This is a genomic window from Streptomyces sp. CB01249, assembly GCF_001905735.1.
Lineage (GTDB): Bacteria > Actinomycetota > Actinomycetes > Streptomycetales > Streptomycetaceae > Streptomyces.
On the sequence record NZ_LISW01000002.1, the window covers coordinates 830,578 to 845,986 of the forward strand.

At 70.8% G+C, this 15,409-nt stretch carries 10 protein-coding genes; 3 read left to right on the top strand and 7 right to left on the bottom strand.

Annotated features, from left to right (window positions below; all coding sequences use genetic code 11):
* Positions 1 to 8 precede the first annotated feature (8 nt).
* The 5 genes from AMK18_RS12290 to AMK18_RS12310 all read right to left on the bottom strand — a co-directional run bounded on the left by AMK18_RS12290 (position 9) and on the right by AMK18_RS12310 (position 4,956).
* On the bottom strand, positions 9 to 2,408 hold the full coding sequence (locus AMK18_RS12290; RefSeq protein ID WP_073862804.1) for an ABC transporter permease: 2,400 nt from the start codon (positions 2,406 to 2,408) through the stop codon (positions 9 to 11).
* A complete protein-coding gene (locus tag AMK18_RS12295) occupies positions 2,405 to 3,091 on the bottom strand; it encodes an ABC transporter ATP-binding protein (RefSeq protein WP_018100930.1) in 687 nt (228 codons plus the stop codon). The genes AMK18_RS12290 and AMK18_RS12295 overlap by 4 nt, the downstream gene beginning before the upstream one ends.
* Positions 3,088 to 3,612, bottom strand: coding sequence for a PadR family transcriptional regulator (locus tag AMK18_RS12300; protein ID WP_018100929.1), 525 nt, complete (start codon positions 3,610 to 3,612; stop codon positions 3,088 to 3,090). Before AMK18_RS12300 ends, AMK18_RS12295 begins: the two co-directional genes overlap by 4 nt.
* Before the next feature lie 103 nt (positions 3,613 to 3,715).
* A complete protein-coding gene (locus AMK18_RS12305) occupies positions 3,716 to 3,916 on the bottom strand; it encodes a hypothetical protein (RefSeq protein WP_202533684.1) in 201 nt (66 codons plus the stop codon).
* 68 nt (positions 3,917 to 3,984) lie between these two features.
* On the bottom strand, positions 3,985 to 4,956 hold the full coding sequence (locus AMK18_RS12310) for an SPFH domain-containing protein (protein ID WP_026171235.1): 972 nt from the start codon (positions 4,954 to 4,956) through the stop codon (positions 3,985 to 3,987).
* Between the two features lie 227 nt (positions 4,957 to 5,183).
* On the opposite strand from AMK18_RS12310, the gene AMK18_RS12315 reads away from it, so the two are divergent.
* The 3 genes from AMK18_RS12315 to AMK18_RS12325 all read left to right on the top strand — a co-directional run bounded on the left by AMK18_RS12315 (position 5,184) and on the right by AMK18_RS12325 (position 12,408).
* Entirely contained in the window at positions 5,184 to 7,466 is a 2,283-nt protein-coding gene (locus tag AMK18_RS12315; RefSeq protein ID WP_073862805.1) for a transglycosylase domain-containing protein, read from the top strand.
* Between the two features lie 203 nt (positions 7,467 to 7,669).
* Positions 7,670 to 11,647, top strand: a complete 3,978-nt coding sequence (locus AMK18_RS12320; RefSeq protein WP_241836552.1) for an SGNH/GDSL hydrolase family protein — start codon at positions 7,670 to 7,672, stop codon at positions 11,645 to 11,647.
* A complete protein-coding gene (locus tag AMK18_RS12325; RefSeq protein ID WP_073862807.1) occupies positions 11,647 to 12,408 on the top strand; it encodes a hypothetical protein in 762 nt (253 codons plus the stop codon). The genes AMK18_RS12320 and AMK18_RS12325 overlap by 1 nt, the downstream gene beginning before the upstream one ends.
* 9 nt (positions 12,409 to 12,417) lie before the next feature.
* On the opposite strand, the gene AMK18_RS12330 is transcribed toward AMK18_RS12325, so the two are convergent.
* On the bottom strand, positions 12,418 to 14,310 hold the full coding sequence (locus AMK18_RS12330) for an ATP-binding SpoIIE family protein phosphatase (protein ID WP_018100923.1): 1,893 nt from the start codon (positions 14,308 to 14,310) through the stop codon (positions 12,418 to 12,420).
* A 385-nt stretch (positions 14,311 to 14,695) separates the two neighbouring features.
* Positions 14,696 to 15,403, bottom strand: a complete 708-nt coding sequence (fomD, locus tag AMK18_RS12335; protein WP_073862809.1) for a cytidylyl-2-hydroxypropylphosphonate hydrolase — start codon at positions 15,401 to 15,403, stop codon at positions 14,696 to 14,698.
* Positions 15,404 to 15,409 lie beyond the last annotated feature (6 nt).

Consider the following 15,409-nt stretch of genomic DNA (forward strand, 5'->3'; position numbering starts at 1 on the left):
CCGCGGTGTCACTCGCTGCGCAGCCCGTCCGGGCGCATCATGCGCCACAGCGGCGGCAGGGACAGCAGCGTGACCAGCAGGATGAGCGCCCCGCCCGCTCCCGCGAGGGGCAGGAACACCAGCCAGTCGTCGACCGACTTGCCGACCATCCAGCACAGCGCCGCGCCCAGCGAGAGGCCGCCGGCCACCGCCACCGCGAGCCCGATGACCACCGGGAGCGCGGTCTGCCAGAGCACCGACCAGGCGAGGGTGGCCCGCCGGGTGCCGAAGGCGACCAGGACCGACAGCAGCCGCTTGCGCTCGCGCAGCTGCTCCAGCTGGGAGACCAGCATGGAGGCCGCGATCAGCAGCAGCGTGATCGTGGCGCCGACCTGGAGGCCGGTCTGGACGCTGGCGTACTGGCGGTCGCGTGCGACGGACGTCAGGGTGACCAGGCGCATGCCGGGGTCGAGGCGGGCCGCCGTGTTGCGTACGTACTCGGCGGCGTCCGGGACGCTCTCGTCGATGCGGATCTGCGAGACGGTCGTCGCCCCCGGCAGGCTGGTCGCGTCGATCGCCCCCGGGGTGACCATGATCCCCCAGCGGTCCTCGCCGATCGGGTCCTTGCGGCTGACGACGGTCTTCGCGTCGGCGGGCAGCGTCCAGCGCAGCTTCCGGCCGCTCGCCGACTCGAACTCGACCTCCTTGCCCTTGCGGGCGGTCTTGTCCATCCAGCCGGCCATTTCCTTGTCGTTCCTGGGGTGCACGACGAAGGAGTCGCCGTCCTTGCAGGAGTCGATGCGGGCGACCTCGCGCAGGGTGGCGCAGTCACCGACGCTCAGCGACGTGGTGGGCTGCATCTCCCCGTCGCCGTACTTCCCCGGCTTGGTGACGTACGCCTCGACCATGCCGATGACCTGGGTGACGCCCTTGGTGGCGCGGAACTCGTTGATGGTCTCCACGGCGGCGTTGCCGCCGACCTTCTCCGACACGGCGTAGAACTGGGCGCGGGTCGGGTCCTGCCCGGTGGCCTTGTTGAAGTCGGCGTTCATCGAGGCGAACAGCATCTGCACGGCCACCGCGCCGGCCACCGCCACGGTGACGCCGCTGACGGCCCGGGAGGCGGTCCCGCTGCTCAGCTGGAGCCTGCGGGTGGCGAGCTGCCAGGGCACCGGCCCGCCGCGCAGCCGGTTCACGCACGCCTCGACCAGCCACGGCAGCAGCAGGGCGAGTCCGAGGAGGACCAGGACCGCGCCGGTGGCGATGGCGTACGGGTTGACGACCTCGTACTCGCCGGACTGGCCGTTGAGCGCGAGCACGCCGAGTCCGGCGAGCGGGAGCAGCAGCCGCCACCACAGGCGGCGCTTGCGGGCCCGGTTGTTGCGTACGACCCCGAGCGGTTCGATGACCACGGAGCGCATCGCGGACAGCGTGACCAGCACGGCGGTCAGCGGGACGGCGACCGCGATGAGCAGGCAGAGCCGCAGGTCGGGGGCGAGGTCCGAGGGGAAGGCGCTGACGTCCCAGACCTCGATGTGGCTCACGAACTGCCGCCCCACCAGGAAGAGGACGAGGCCGATGAGCAGGCCGAGCGCGGAGCCGAAGAGGGCCTCGCCCGCCGCGATCCGCCGGGTCGACCTGATGTCCGTACCGACCAGGCGCAGCGCGGCCAGCCGGCGGTCGCGGCGGTCGCCGCCGAAGCGCACGGCGGTGGCGATGAAGATGGCGACGGGCGCCAGCAGCACCACGCAGACCATGATCACCAGCACCACGAGCAGCGGGGCCAGCGGCGGGGTCGGTTCGGGCTCGCCATATCCGGTGACGCGGTGGCCGCCCGCGCTCGGGGTCAGGGTGTCGCTGCCGGCGTAGAACATCAGCTCGTTGGGTGAGCGCAGTCCGTCGTCCGCGATGGTGCCGGTGATCTTGTACGGGTAACGCTCCTTGAGCAGGGCGTTGGCCGGGTCGTTCAGCAGGTCCTTCAGGGCGGGGGAGACGACCATCTCACCGGCGGCGGGCATGGCGTCGATGCCCGGCGGGAGCACCGGGTGGCTGCCCTCCGCGCGCATCAGATAGCCGCTGATGCTGCGGTCGTGGAACTCGGTGTCCGCTCCGATCCGCAGGACCGAGGTGTCGGACTTCTTGCCCTGCGCGTCCGGGTTCTCGGAGATCTTGGTCTCGCTGCGCGCCGTGTCGCGGTCGTTGCGCGCATCGAGCGCGTGCGGCACCGAGGCGGCGAGGAACAGCAGCGTGACGCCGAGGCCGACGCCGATCGCGGTGAGCATCGTGCGGGTCCAGCCCTCGCGCCCGCCGGCGGCGGCGAACCGGACGCCGAGGGCGAGGTCGCGCAGCCAGGGCGCGGTGCGGGAGGGGCGGGCCGGCGGCGGAGCGGGCGCGGGGGCCGGGGTCCGCTTCTCGTCCAGGAGCGTCATACGGCGTGCTCCAGGTCACGGGCCCGGCCGTCGCGCACGGTGACGTCGCGGTCGGAGTAGGCGGCGACGCGGGCCTCGTGGGTCACCAGGACCACCGCGACGTTGGAGGAGCGGGCGGCGTCGGTGAGCAGCTGCATGACCCGCTCGCCGTTGAGGGAGTCCAGGGCGCCGGTCGGCTCGTCCGCGAAGATCACCTTCGGGGACGCGGCGAGCGCGCGGGCCACGGCGACGCGCTGGCCCTGGCCGCCGGAGACCTCGCCGGGGCGCTGGGCGCCGATGTCCTCGACCTCCAGGCGCTCCATCCAGGAGCGGGCGGTGCGCTCGGCGTCCTTGCGGCGGGTGCCGGCCAGCCGGAGCGGCAGGGCGACGTTCTCCACGCAGGTGAGCTCGGGCACGAGCTGGCCGAACTGGAAGACGAACCCGAAGTCCGTGCGGCGCAGGGCGCTGCGCTCCGCGTCGGACATGGCGGACAGCTCGCGGCCGTCGTAGGTGATGGTGCCGGAGTCCGGGGTGATGATCCCGGCGAGGCAGTGCAGCAGCGTGGACTTGCCGGAGCCGGAGGGGCCCATCACGGCGACGACCTCGCCGGGGTGGACGGAGAACGAGGCGCCGTCCAGCGCGGGGGTCGAGCCGTAGGTCTTGTGCAGGTCGTGCGCGGAGAGCAGGGAGCCGGCGGGGGTCACGGGGCCACCACTTTCTGGAGCTGGCCGAGGCGGGCGGCGGTCAGTTCCAGCCAGCGCAGATCGGCTTCGAGATGGAACAGGGCGTGGTCGCAGATCAGCTGATCGGCGAGGTCGCCCCGTCGCTTGCGGTCGGTGAGTATGCGCATCAGGCGCAGGTGCTCGGAGCGCTGGGCGTCCAGCACGTCGCCCGCGTTGCGGCCGGTGAGCATGGCCAGGACGACCTTGGTGTACAGGGTCGACTGGAGGTACGGCTCCGGCTTCTCGGGCTGTGCGAGCCAGGTGGCGACATCGGTGATGCCGGCATCCGTGATCGCGTAACGCTTGCGCTCGGGGCCACCCCCGCTCTCCACGCCGTCGACCTCGACGAGGCCGTTCTTCAGCAGCCGGGACATGGTCGAGTAGACCTGTCCGTAGTGCAGGGGGCGGTCGTGCCCGAACTTCTCGTCGAACGTCCGCTTGAGGTCGTAACCGTGGCGTGGGCCGGACTCCAGGAGCCCGAGCAGGGTGTGGCCGATAGACATGCGGAGCACTCTACATGGTGTGTATACCTGCTGTGTATACGCAGGGGGTACATCCGAACGGCGCAGGTGAAAGGCCCGCCCCTGGCGGGACGGGCCTCAGGACCTACTCTTCGCCCGGCGGCTCCGGCGCCGCCTTCGGCGGGCGTCCCCGGCGGGGGATGGGTGCCGTGCCGCCCGGCAGCCGGCCCGCCTCGGCGAGCGCCCGGCGCAGCAGGAACTCGATCTGGGCGTTCGCGCTGCGCAGCTCGTCCGACGCCCAGCGGGCCAGCGCGTCGTGCACGGCGGGGTCCAGCCGCAGCAGCATCTGCTTGCGCTGCCGCGACCGGGCGCGGGGCGCTTCCCGCGCTTCCTCGGCCTCCGGGCTGTCCTCGGTCACTGGTAGAGCGTGCCCGTATTGAGGACCGGCTGGGCGGCGCGGTCACCGCACAGGACCACCATCAGATTGCTCACCATGGACGCCTTCCGCTCCGAGTCCAGCTCCACGATGTCCTGCTCGGCGATCCGGGTCAGCGCCATCTCGACCATGCCGACCGCGCCCTCCACGATCTGCTGCCGGGCCGCGACGACCGCGCCGGCCTGCTGGCGCTGGAGCATCGCGGAGGCGATCTCGGGGGCGTACGCGAGGTGGCTGAAACGCGACTCGATGATCCGCACGCCCGCCGCCTGCACCCGGGCGGTCAGCTCGACGGCCAGCTTCTCGGTGATCTCCTCGGCGTTGCCCCGCAGCGACAGGCCGCCCTCCTCGTGGGCGTCGTACGGGTACTCCAGGGCGATGTGCCGGACGGCGGACTCGGTCTGGGTGGCCACGAACTCCAGGAAGTCGTCCACCTCGAAGAGCGCCTGGGCGGTGTCCTCGACCTTCCACACGACGATCGCGGCGAGCTCGATCGGGTTGCCGTAGGCGTCGTTGACCTTGAGGACGGCGGTTTCGTGGTTCCGGACCCGGGTGGAGATCTTGCGGCTGGAGGTCAGCGGGTTCACCCAGCGCAGTCCGTCGGTGCGGATGGTGCCCACGTACCGGCCGAACAGCTGGATCACCCGCGCCTCGCCCGGTGCGACCATCTTCACACCGCCCATGCAGAAGAACGAGGCGATGGCGAGCAGGACGCCCAGGATGCAGAGCGGGATGCCCACGGCGTTGTTCCCGTTCGAGCCGATGACGCCTCCGACGACGGCGAGGGCGATGCCGGCGATCACGCCGAGCACGGTCAGCAGCAGGCCGAGGCCGCCGCCGATGCTGTGCGCCTTCGTCTCCCGGACCTGCGGTTCCGGCATTTCCGGCGCGTCCGGGGCGAGCCCGGCGGACGGCTGGGCGGCGGTGGTGGGGTCGTGCGGATCGGTCATGGTGGCCCCCGTCATGGTCAGCTAGCCGGTCGCTAGCAATGTGATTACACATTAACGGTTCTCGCAACCTTGCGCACCCCTCAGGAGTCGGTTCCATCGGAGACGGGTGCTGATTCTCACGTCCGTAAAACCTCGGATCGTCGGCTTTCCGGCCTTGCCAACGGTGTTAGCTGGCAGGTCCGGGCTGATTCGGCTGAGCAGAGCAGAGAAACAGGAGCGACCAAGCGATGGGTCGAGCGGAAGCGCGACGAGCCCAGCGGCGGGCTGCGAAGAGCGGCGGCATACGCAGGCTCTTCACCTGGCGCAAACTACTGGGCACCGCCCTCGGGGTGATCCTGCTGGGCATGGGCGCTTTCGCCGTGCTCTACATGATGGTGGACGTGCCGGAGGGCAACCCCAAGATGGAGTTGCAGGCGAACGTCTACAAGTACGCCGACGGCAGCCTGCTCGCCAGGACCGGCGAGGTGAACCGCGAGATCGTGAGCCTCGCGGAGGTGCCCAAGGAGGTCCAGGACACCTTCGTCGCCGCTGAGAACAAGTCCTTCTACAAGGACCACGGCGTCGACTTCAAGGGCACCGCGCGCGGCCTGCTCAACACGCTGTCCGGCAAGGGCAAGCAGGGTGGCTCGACCATCACGCAGCAGTACGTCAAGAACTACTACCTGGACCAGCAGCAGACGGTCACCCGGAAGCTCAAAGAGCTGGTCATCTCGCTGAAGCTGGACCAGAAGAAGTCCAAGAAGGAAATCCTCGCCGGGTACATCAACACCAGCTACTACGGACGCGGCGCCTGGGGCATCCAAGCCGCCGCGCAGGCGTACTACGGCGTGGACGCCAAGGACCTGAACGTCTCGCAGGGCGCCTACCTCGCCGCGCTGCTCCAGGCGCCGAGCCAGTACGACTGGGCCGTCGCCGGTCCGAACGGCAAGCGGCTCGTCAAGGCGCGCTGGGCCTACACCCTGGACAACATGGTGGAGGAGGGCTGGCTCGACTCCGCCAAGCGCCAGAAGCAGACGTTCCCGGTGCCTCGCGAGCCCAAGCCGCTGAACGGGACGGCCGGCCAGAAGGGCTACATCGTCCAGGCGGCCCGCGAGGCCGTGATCAAGCAGGCGGGCATCACCGACGACCAGTTCGACCGCGGCGGCTGGACGATCACCGTCAACATCGACAAGAAGAAGCAGAAGCAGCTGGAGAAGTCGGTCGAGGCCAAGCTGCTCGACAAGCTGGACACCAAGAAGCGCAAGCTCGACAAGGACATCCAGGCGGGCGCCGCCTCGGTCGACCCGAAGACCGGCGCGGTCGTCGCGCTGTACGGCGGACGCGGCCAGAGCGAGCACTGGATCTCGAACGCCGGGCGCAGGGACTACCAGCCCGCGTCCACCTTCAAGCCGGTCATCCTCGCCTCAGCCCTCGACAACGAGTCGAAGACGCAGGACGACGAGAAGATCACCGCGAACACCCGCTACGACGGCACCAGCAAGCGCCCCGTCGTCGGCGGTGACCGGTACTTCGCGCCGGAGAACGAGGACGACCACAACTACGGGCAGATCACCGTCCAGACCGCGATGAACGCGTCCGTCAACTCCGTCTTCGCGCAGATGGGCGTGGACGTCGGCATGGACAAGGTGCTGGCGACCGCGGGCAAGCTCGGCATGAACGTGAAGGACCTGGAGGCCGCGCCCGCGATGACCCTCGGTTCCATGGGCGCGAGCCCGCTGGAGATGGCCGGGGTCTACGCCACGCTCGACAACCACGGCAAGCAGGTCACCCCGCAGATCGTGAAGACCGCCGTGCACCAGGGCGACGCCCCGCTCGACCTGCCCGACGCCATCGGCGACCAGGTGATCTCCCGCCAGGCGGCGGACTCCGTGACGTCCGTGCTGACCGGCGTGGTCGACGACGGTACGGCCCGGGGCTCGGTCCGCAACGCGGAGGGGCTCTCCGACAAGGACATCGCGGGCAAGACCGGTACCTCCGACGACAACAAGTCGGCCTGGTTCACCGGCTACACCTCCAACCTGGTCACCTCGGTCGGCCTGTTCGGCGAGGCCGCCTTCGACCGCACCGGAGACGACGGCAAGGAGATCAAGAAGAACGCGCAGGTGACCCTCCAGGGCGCCGGCGGCGGCGGACGCGTCAACGGTGGCGGCTTCCCCGCCGAGATCTGGGCCGACTACATGGGCCACTCGGTCGGCAAGGCCCGCGAGTTCGACCTCGACACCGACATGGGCGCCGCGGTCAGCCCGCCGCCCGCGTCCAACTCGCCGAGCCCGAGCACCTCGCCGTCCGAGAAGCCCTCGCCCTCCGACACACCGTCCACCTCGCCGTCCTCCGAGCCCCCGCCGGCCAGCGAGTCCCCGCAGAGCTCCCCGCCCGCCTCGCCCTCGGGCGGCCCGACGAGCGAACAGCCCCCCAACCCGTCGACCGACCCGGACCCGGACCCCTCGTCCACCGTGGAGCTCCCGGACCTCTCGGGGGACCGGCGGCCGGACAGCAGCGACGAGCGCTGACCGGCTGACCGGCGCGACAAGGCCGATGAGGCGACCGTCCCGACCGCACCGAGCATGTCGGTGACGTCATGGTCTGTCCTCATCGGCCTTGTCGTATATGCGCCATGTAACTCCGGTTCCCTGGCAGGTCCTTGTATGCGTCACCTAAGGTCGCCACGACCTGCCGTCATGGACCGGCGTCGACGCATGCCAGGGGAGCACTCTTGAAAGCCGGAAGATCCGTCGGAGCGACCTCCATACCCGCGGTGCTGGCGGTCAGCGCCGTGCTGGTCGGGGGTCTGATCCAGGCCGCGCCCGCCGTCGCGGCACCACCCGCACCGAAGGCCGCCCCGTCCCCGAGCAGTACCGCGCCCGCCCCTCCGGCACGGGTCGCCGACCCGGACCGGCAGCTCGGGAAGGGCTGGAAGAGCTCCAAGGACCGGGCCGTGGTCGCCGCGGCCGACACCGACGGCCTGCACATCCTGGTCGCCGACAGCGCGGACGCCTACACGTGGAAGACGGCGGCCAGGCTGTCCGAGCCAGGCATGCCCGCGGACTCGTGGATCGGCAACACCTGCGTCATGGACCGCTCCCACGCCGCGGTCGCCTACGCGCCCAGGGCCTTCACGAACAAGCCGGACCTGATGCAGGGTGGCGCCTTCACCGCGATCGTGGACCTGGACACCGGGCGCGTGACGAAGCTGCCGTTCACGGCGTCACTGGCCTACTTCGACCCCACGTGCAACGCCGCGCAGGGGACGGCCGCGTTCACCGCGTACCGCGGGATGAACGACGTGCGCACCATGAAGACGCGCCTGATCACCGTGAACACGTCCGGGAAGACGCTCGATGAGGCCACGCTCGACGGGCAGTTCACCAGCGCGGTGCCGGCCGAGGGCGGCATGCTCGCCGGGCAGGGGCACGGAGTGGTCCGCGTGGACCACGCAGGCAAGGTGACCAAGCTGGCTACGGCGGACAGCGTCCCGTTCGACATCCGTCCCGCCAAGGACGGCCGGATCGCGTTCGTGGACCGCAAGGGCACCTCCGTGTCCCAGGCCAAGGTGTTCACCGGCCGGGGGAAGCCGGCCCTCCTGGCCAAGGGGAAGGTCGGTGACCTCGAACTCCTGCCGGGCGACGCCGGACGCGTGTTCCTCACCGGCCGTCCCTCCGGGGAGCCGCGTGTCGAGGGAAGCGGTGTCACCGTGCTCGACGCGCCCGCCGACACGACGGTGTCCGGCCTGGGCCGACTCGCCGTCGACCCGGTGCTCACTCCGGGGGTGCAGGCGGGTCTGGAACGGATCAAGAACACGGGCCGCGGATTCACCAAGGCCGAGCCCGAACCGCAGCCGCCGGCCGAGGAGGAGCCGGCCGAGCCGGTGACCGTCACCTCGACGGCCGTCACCACCGGGAAGAAGCTCACGCAGAGCGTCCTTCCGGCCGTCGCCGACCCCGCGTCCCCGGCCGTCCTCTCACCGGCTCTGGCCGACCGGACCAGGGCCACGGCGAAGACCGCGCCCTCCGCGCTCAGCGCGACGGCCGCGGCCGCGTCCACCACGCCGACGGACCCCGACCGCTGGTGCTCGATCTCCCGCAACGATGTGAACGCCCAGGCCCTGCAGCCGACGCCGAACCAGGTCGAGTGGGCCGTGGACATGGCCGTGCGCGGCGAGCTGCGCTCGCAGTGGCTGACCACCGGCGGCTGGCGCAACCAGTACGGTCTCGGCGTCGTGGACCCCCAGGGTCTCTTCCCCAAGCCGAAGCTCGGCGATTCCGCGACCGCCCGCATCCCCGCCAACGTGATGCTCGGCATCCTGGCCCAGGAGTCGAACCTGTGGCAGGCCGAGTCCGGCGTCGTCCCCGGCCAGATGGGCAACCCGCTCGCGGCCGTCGACGGCTACTACGGGCATGACGCGTCCGGCTCGACGAGTGACTACTGGAAGGTCCACTGGGACGAGTCCGACTGCGGCTACGGAGTCGGGCAGATCACCGACGGCATGCGCCTGGCCGGCCACGAGAAGACCGGCGAGACCAGCCTGTCGCCGGAGAAGCAGAAGGCCGTCGCCCTCGACTACGCCGTGAACATCGCCGCGGCCGTGCAGATCCTCGCGGACAAGTGGAACGAGGTCCACACGGCCGGGCAGGAGGTCACCGTCAACGACGACGACCCCTCGAAGGTGGAGAACTGGTTCACCGCCGTCTGGAACTACAACCTCGGCTTCAACCCGCCCACCCCGCATTCCAGCGGCCCCTGGGGACTCGGCTGGTACAACAACCCGGCCAACCCGATCTACAAGAAGAGCTGGGGCCATCCCTTCATGGACACCAGCCTGGACCCCGACGCGAACCATGACGCGGCACACCCGCAGGACTGGCCGTACGAGGAGAAGGTGATGGGCTGGTCCGCCTGGTCCATCGACACGGGCTACTCCTACGGCACGGACGGACGGCAGGACTGGCAGGGCGAATCCGGATTCAGCTCCGCCGGCTTCTACCCCGCCTGGTGGGTCAGCAACGCGGAGCGCAGCAAGGTCTCCCCGGACCTGAGCGTCTTCTGCAACGAGTTCAACAACTGCGACTCCCTCAGCCCGCCGGACTGCGACACCGAGGCGTGCTACGCGCAGTACTGGTGGCACAAGGACAACGCGACCTGGAAGGACGACTGCGCGACCAACTGCGGCCACGAGCACATCAAGTACGAGACGCTGCGCTCGGAACCGGGACGCGGCTACCGGCTCAAGTACGGCACCCCCGTATGTGACGGCGCACCGGCCGGCTCCCTCGTGGTCGCCTCCGTACCGGACGGCACTCCGTCGTGGAACGACTGCGGGACGGTCTCGTCCAAGGGCAGTTTCGCGTTCGGTTTCAACGCCGACTCCGACAACCATTACGAGGCGAAGGCCGACCTCCATCAGGTCGGTGGCGGCTACGACGGCCACTTCTGGTACACCCACACCCGCAACTCGGCGCACCTCGGCGATACCGGGCCCATGGCCATCACCGGTACCTGGACCCTGGGGCAGAGTGCCGGCTGGGCGCGCGTGTTCGTCCACCTGCCCGACACGGGTGCCCACACCCAGCAGGCCCATTACGTCATCAAGGGCACCGACGACGGTGACCGGGACCGCTATGTGAACACCCACTACGGCACCAACACCTGGTTCGAACTCGGTACGTACCACTTCACCGGCACACCCCAGGTGGAACTGTCGAACACCACGGCCGACGGTACGGCCGACGACGACATCGCGTTCACCTCGGTCGCCTTCCAGAAGCTCTCGGCCAAGCCGCAGCACATGGTCGTGGCGATGGGCGACTCCTACTCCTCCGGTGAGGGAGCCGGCAGCTACTCGCCCGAGTCCGACCGGGACCACGGCACCTCCCAGTGGAACGCCTGCCGTCGCAGCGCGAACTCCTGGGCTCGCAAGGTCGTCCTGCCCTTCACCAGCAAGCCGATCGGCGAGCTCGCCGACGGCGGTGACGCTTCGATGGACTTCCAGAACGTCTCGTGCTCCGGTGCCAAAACGTGGCAGCTGACATCCGGTGACCCCAACTCCTGGGGTGAGATGGGCAACTATCACGAGGTGACCCAGATCGACTCGGGTGTCCTCAGCAAGGACACGAGCCTGGTCATGCTGACCATCGGCGGCAACGACGGTGACAACTTCACCAACGCGGTCACCGACTGCTACATCATCGGCATCTGCGACGAGGACGACTTCACCGGCAAGGCGCACACCGCGGTCCAGGACACCGAGGCACTCATCAAGGAGATCAGCGGAGCGGCGTACAACGCCCGGATCGTCCTCATGGGCTACCCGCACATCGTCGCCGACGATCCCTGCATCACGGGGAACTTCGACGTGCTGAACAACCTGGCCGACTACATGCGCGACGAGCAGAAGACGATGGTCGAGGGCCTGGCCGCGAGCGGCTTCAAGGTCACGTTCGCCGACGCGATCCCGGCCTTCCGCGGCCATGCGGTGTGCGACGGCGACCCGTACATCCACGACATCGTGGCCGGGCCGAACGGCGACGGCGACTTCCACAGCGGGGACGACGCGACTCCGACCCCGTGCCTTCCCTGGCCCGGGGACGACATCTGCGCGAGTCTTGAGTCCTTCCACCCGAACGGCTCGGGAACGACGAAGTACGCGCAGGTCATGGATCAGGCCCTGGCCGACGCCAAGTACACGGGGAGCTGATGGCCTCGATTCCCAGCAGTCCGGTGGTGACGCGGCGGCCCGGCCGTCGCGTCACCACCGGCTGTCTGCTTCTGCTGATGGTCCCGGCCGCGTTGCTCGCGTACTTCTGGTACGCGGCCGGGCACGCGGACCGGGTGAACGAGCGGCGGGAGGAGGCGGCCGTGGCCTCTGTTCGCGCGCAGGCCCGGCGCGCCTCGGACGACACGGTCCGGGCGCTGTCGGCCACGCACTCCGCTGCCCCCGACGCGCTCGTCGGCGTCATCTGGCAGCACACGAAGGCCCCGGTCATCGCGTACGACCCGGAGCACGGGACCTACGCCGCCACCGCCCCCTTCTCGTCGGACCACGACGAGAAGGGGGTCGTGCTCGGCGCCGGGTCCGTCAGGACGGAGCGCTGCTTCACCCTGACGTTCGCGCGGAAGGCACCCGCCACCACGTGGACGGCGAAGCGGGCCGAACGGGACGACAGCGCGTGCCGGAGCGGCCGGGTGGTCGGCTTCGACGTGACGCTCGCGCGCAAGCGCCTGGCGACCATGGCCGACCGGGTGACCCCGGCTGAGGCGACCCGGGTCCTCGACCCCGCGCAGCGGAAGCGCCCGTACTCCGTGAAGCAGGTACGACGGTCCGGGGACGCGGACGTCGTCACGGTGCTCGTCCGGGAGAGCGTCGACGGCGCACCCGTACAGCAGTGCTACGCCTTCACCCGCGACCGCGGGGCGGACGCCGCTCCGGTGACCGCGGTCCCGGTGGCCACCTGCTGAACCGGCGGGTCACCGCCCCCCGGTCGGCATCTCGAACCACACCACCTTGCCCGTCGACAGGCGCGTCGCGCCCCAGCGGCGGGCCAGGCGGTTGACCAGGAACAGGCCGCGGCCGTTCTCGTCCATGTCCTTGGCGCGACGCTGCCGGGGGAGCTGCGGGGAGTCGTCGCCGACCTCGCAGCGCAGGGTCTCGGTGCGCAGCAGGCGCAGGGTGACCGGGCGCTCCGCGTACCGCACGGCGTTGGTGACCACCTCGCTGATCAGGAGCTCCACCGAGTCCGAGAGGTCGTCCAGGCCCCATCGGCCGAGCGCCCTGCGGGCCAGTCGGCGGGCCCGGCCGGGAGCGGACTCGTCCGGGTCCAGGAACCAGTAGGCGACGTCGCTCGGCGCGATCCCGTCGAAGCGGGCGGCGAGCAGCGCGATGTCGTCGTCGCGGTCACCGGGGCCCAGCATGTCCAGCACGTCGTCGCACAGGGCCTCCAGCGGCGGCGAGTGGTCCGGGCCGGTCAGCCGGGCGGTCGCGGCGAGCCGTTCCCGCAGCATCTCGATCCCCGTCCACACGTCCCGCAGCCGCGACTCGACCAGCCCGTCGGTGTACAGCAGCAGCGTCGCACCGGCCGGGGCGTCCAGCTCGACGGCCTCGAAGTCGACCCCGCCGACGCCGATCGGGGCGCCCGGGGGCACCCGCAGGACCTCGGCGCGGCCGCCCAGGTGGAGCAGGACGGGCGGCGGGTGGCCCGCGTTGGCGACGGTGATGCGGTGCGCGACGGGGTCGTACACCGCGTAGAGGCAGGTGGCCATGCGGTCGCTGCCGAGGCGCTGCGCCTGCTCGTCCAGGTGGTGCAGGACCTCCTGCGGGGGCAGGTCGAGCCCGGCCAGGGTCTGCGCGGTGGTGCGGAGCTGGCCCATGATCGCGGCGGAGGTCATGGAGTGGCCCATGACGTCCCCGACGACCAGGGCGACCCTGCTGCCGGGCAGCGGAATCGCGTCGTACCAGTCGCCGCCGACCCGGGCCGTCTCGGCGGCCGGGAGGTAGCGCGAGGCGAGTTTCACGCCGGTCGGCTGGGGGAGCGAGTCGGGCAGCATCGTGCGCTGGAGCTCGTCCGCGATGTACGCCTCGCGCCCGTAGAGCACGGCCTTGTCGATGCCGAGGGCGGTGTGCGTGGCCAGCTGGGCGGCGACCAGGAGGTCATTGGCCTCAAAGGCCGGGCGCTCGGCGCCGCGCAGGAAGACCGCCGCCCCGATCACCCGGCGCCGGCCGCGCAGCGGGGCCAGGATCACCCGGTGGCCGGACGGCACCGAGCGGTCGGCGCCCAGCAGTTCGGGCAGCGCGACGCGGGCCGCCGCGGAGTCGCCGAAGACCGGCCGCACCCCGCGCAGCACCTCGGCGAGAGCGCTCCCGGGGCGGACCTCGCAGAGCTCGGCGGCGGGCATCAGGTCGGCCTGCGGGTCGACGGCGGGCAGCCGCAGCCGCTCCGTCTCGGACAGGCTCTCGGTCTCCTCGTCGGTCAGCCGCAGCCGGTCCGAGCGGCGCAGCCGCAGCACGAACGGGTTGACCGGCCGCTCGTCGCCGACGGGCAGCGGGTCGCGGAGGTAGACGAGTATGGCGTCGGAGAACGTCGGCACACTGGCCCGGCACAGCCCGAGCACGATCTCGTCCAGATCGATGCCCCGGGCGATCCGCCGGGTCGCGGCCCCCACGAAGCGCAGCCGGTCGCCCTCGCGCCGCGTCGCCGCCTGTGGATCGGGGGCCGCGCCCGCGGGGCCCTTGGCGGGTGCCGGGATCGCCGTGGCGGCAGCGGCGGCCGCCACGGCGGCGTCCCGCTGTCGCGGCCGGGTGCGTTCCTGCGGCCGGGCGGCGAGAGGCTGCCGGCCTTCGTGGGAGGTGGGGTGCTCCGTCACGCGTGGGATTCCGTCCGTCCGGGCCGGTTGTATGAGGCAATCACCTTGTGGGGCGCTACTGTGCCCCGGCAGGAGCGGCAATAACAACGGCTGACATCGCCTTCCCCGTCGTACGGGGCCGAAACGCGATGTCCGATCAGGATGCCGGTGACAACGTTTCCATGGGAGCGGCAGCGGTCAGCGGACACGTCTCCACCCCCTCGTAGTGGCTCATGCGATGCGGGCAACTCGTGCGACTCATGACGCCGATGCGACCCTTGAGGGCGCGGTCCGCGCGACGAGCCGATGACTTACGGTCAGGTCCTGCACCCCGCCTGCCGGTTGGGGCCGAGCCGCACTCCTCGGGACGATCCTACGTTTGCCCCCCTGGGGTGCATCAAGGGTCTCACGACGGCATGGCGGAAGCCGTACGGTCCGAACCGTCCGGCCGGCGGTCCCAGTCGTCCGGGAGTTCGGGCACCCGCCACGCCGGATCGGGCCGCCAGTCCTCCCAGCCGTCGCGGAACGGCGCCCCCCAGGAGCGGATCATCCCGACCGCCTCGCGCCCCGCCTCGCGCACCCGGCGCGCCGTGTCCGGCGTGATCAGGCCGACCCGCTGGGCCTGCTCGAACTCGTCCTCGTCGCGCCAGAGCCAGCTGCGGTCCGGGTAGACGGAGATGTCCAGGAAGTGGTCCTCGGAGTCGGTGCCCCCGGCCCACCTGGTGCGCGGCTCCTCCAGGTTCACGTACCAGCTGCGGAACTGCCAGCCGCGCTCCCAGAACAGCCAGACGGACCAGGGCTCGCCGGGTCTGGCCAGCTTCAGCACGCCGTTGCCCAGCCAGAGCGAACGGGCCGTCGTGCGCGGGGCGGTGTACCGGGTGGCGAGCGGTTCGGCGTGCACCTCGGTGCCGTCCGCGAGGACCGGCTTCACGCACTCGGTGCCGGGCGCCACCCACACCGCGAGCAGCTCCTCGGTGTCCTGGACGACCGTGACCGGGCGGCAGATGTGGAACGCGTGAGCGGCGGAATCCGGCCGTTCGGGGCCGTTGCCGCGGTAGCGCCACAGAATCTGCTCACCCGGCGCCCAGCGCTCGGTCCCTCCGGTACCCGTCATGGAGAG

What these genes read in the sequence shown, in the direction of transcription:
- AMK18_RS12325 (WP_073862807.1), top strand. Translation starts at nt 11,647, where the DNA reads ATGGCCTCGATTCCCAGCAGTCCGGTGGTGACGCGGCGGCCCGGCCGT.
- AMK18_RS12315 (WP_073862805.1), top strand. Translation starts at nt 5,184, where the DNA reads ATGGGTCGAGCGGAAGCGCGACGAGCCCAGCGGCGGGCTGCGAAGAGC.
- AMK18_RS12310 (WP_026171235.1), bottom strand. Translation starts at nt 4,956, where the DNA reads ATGACCGATCCGCACGACCCCACCACCGCCGCCCAGCCGTCCGCCGGG.
- fomD (WP_073862809.1), bottom strand. Translation starts at nt 15,403, where the DNA reads ATGACGGGTACCGGAGGGACCGAGCGCTGGGCGCCGGGTGAGCAGATT.
- AMK18_RS12290 (WP_073862804.1), bottom strand. Translation starts at nt 2,408, where the DNA reads ATGACGCTCCTGGACGAGAAGCGGACCCCGGCCCCCGCGCCCGCTCCG.
- AMK18_RS12305 (WP_202533684.1), bottom strand. Translation starts at nt 3,916, where the DNA reads ATGCTGCTGCGGCTGGACCCCGCCGTGCACGACGCGCTGGCCCGCTGG.
- AMK18_RS12300 (WP_018100929.1), bottom strand. Translation starts at nt 3,612, where the DNA reads ATGTCTATCGGCCACACCCTGCTCGGGCTCCTGGAGTCCGGCCCACGC.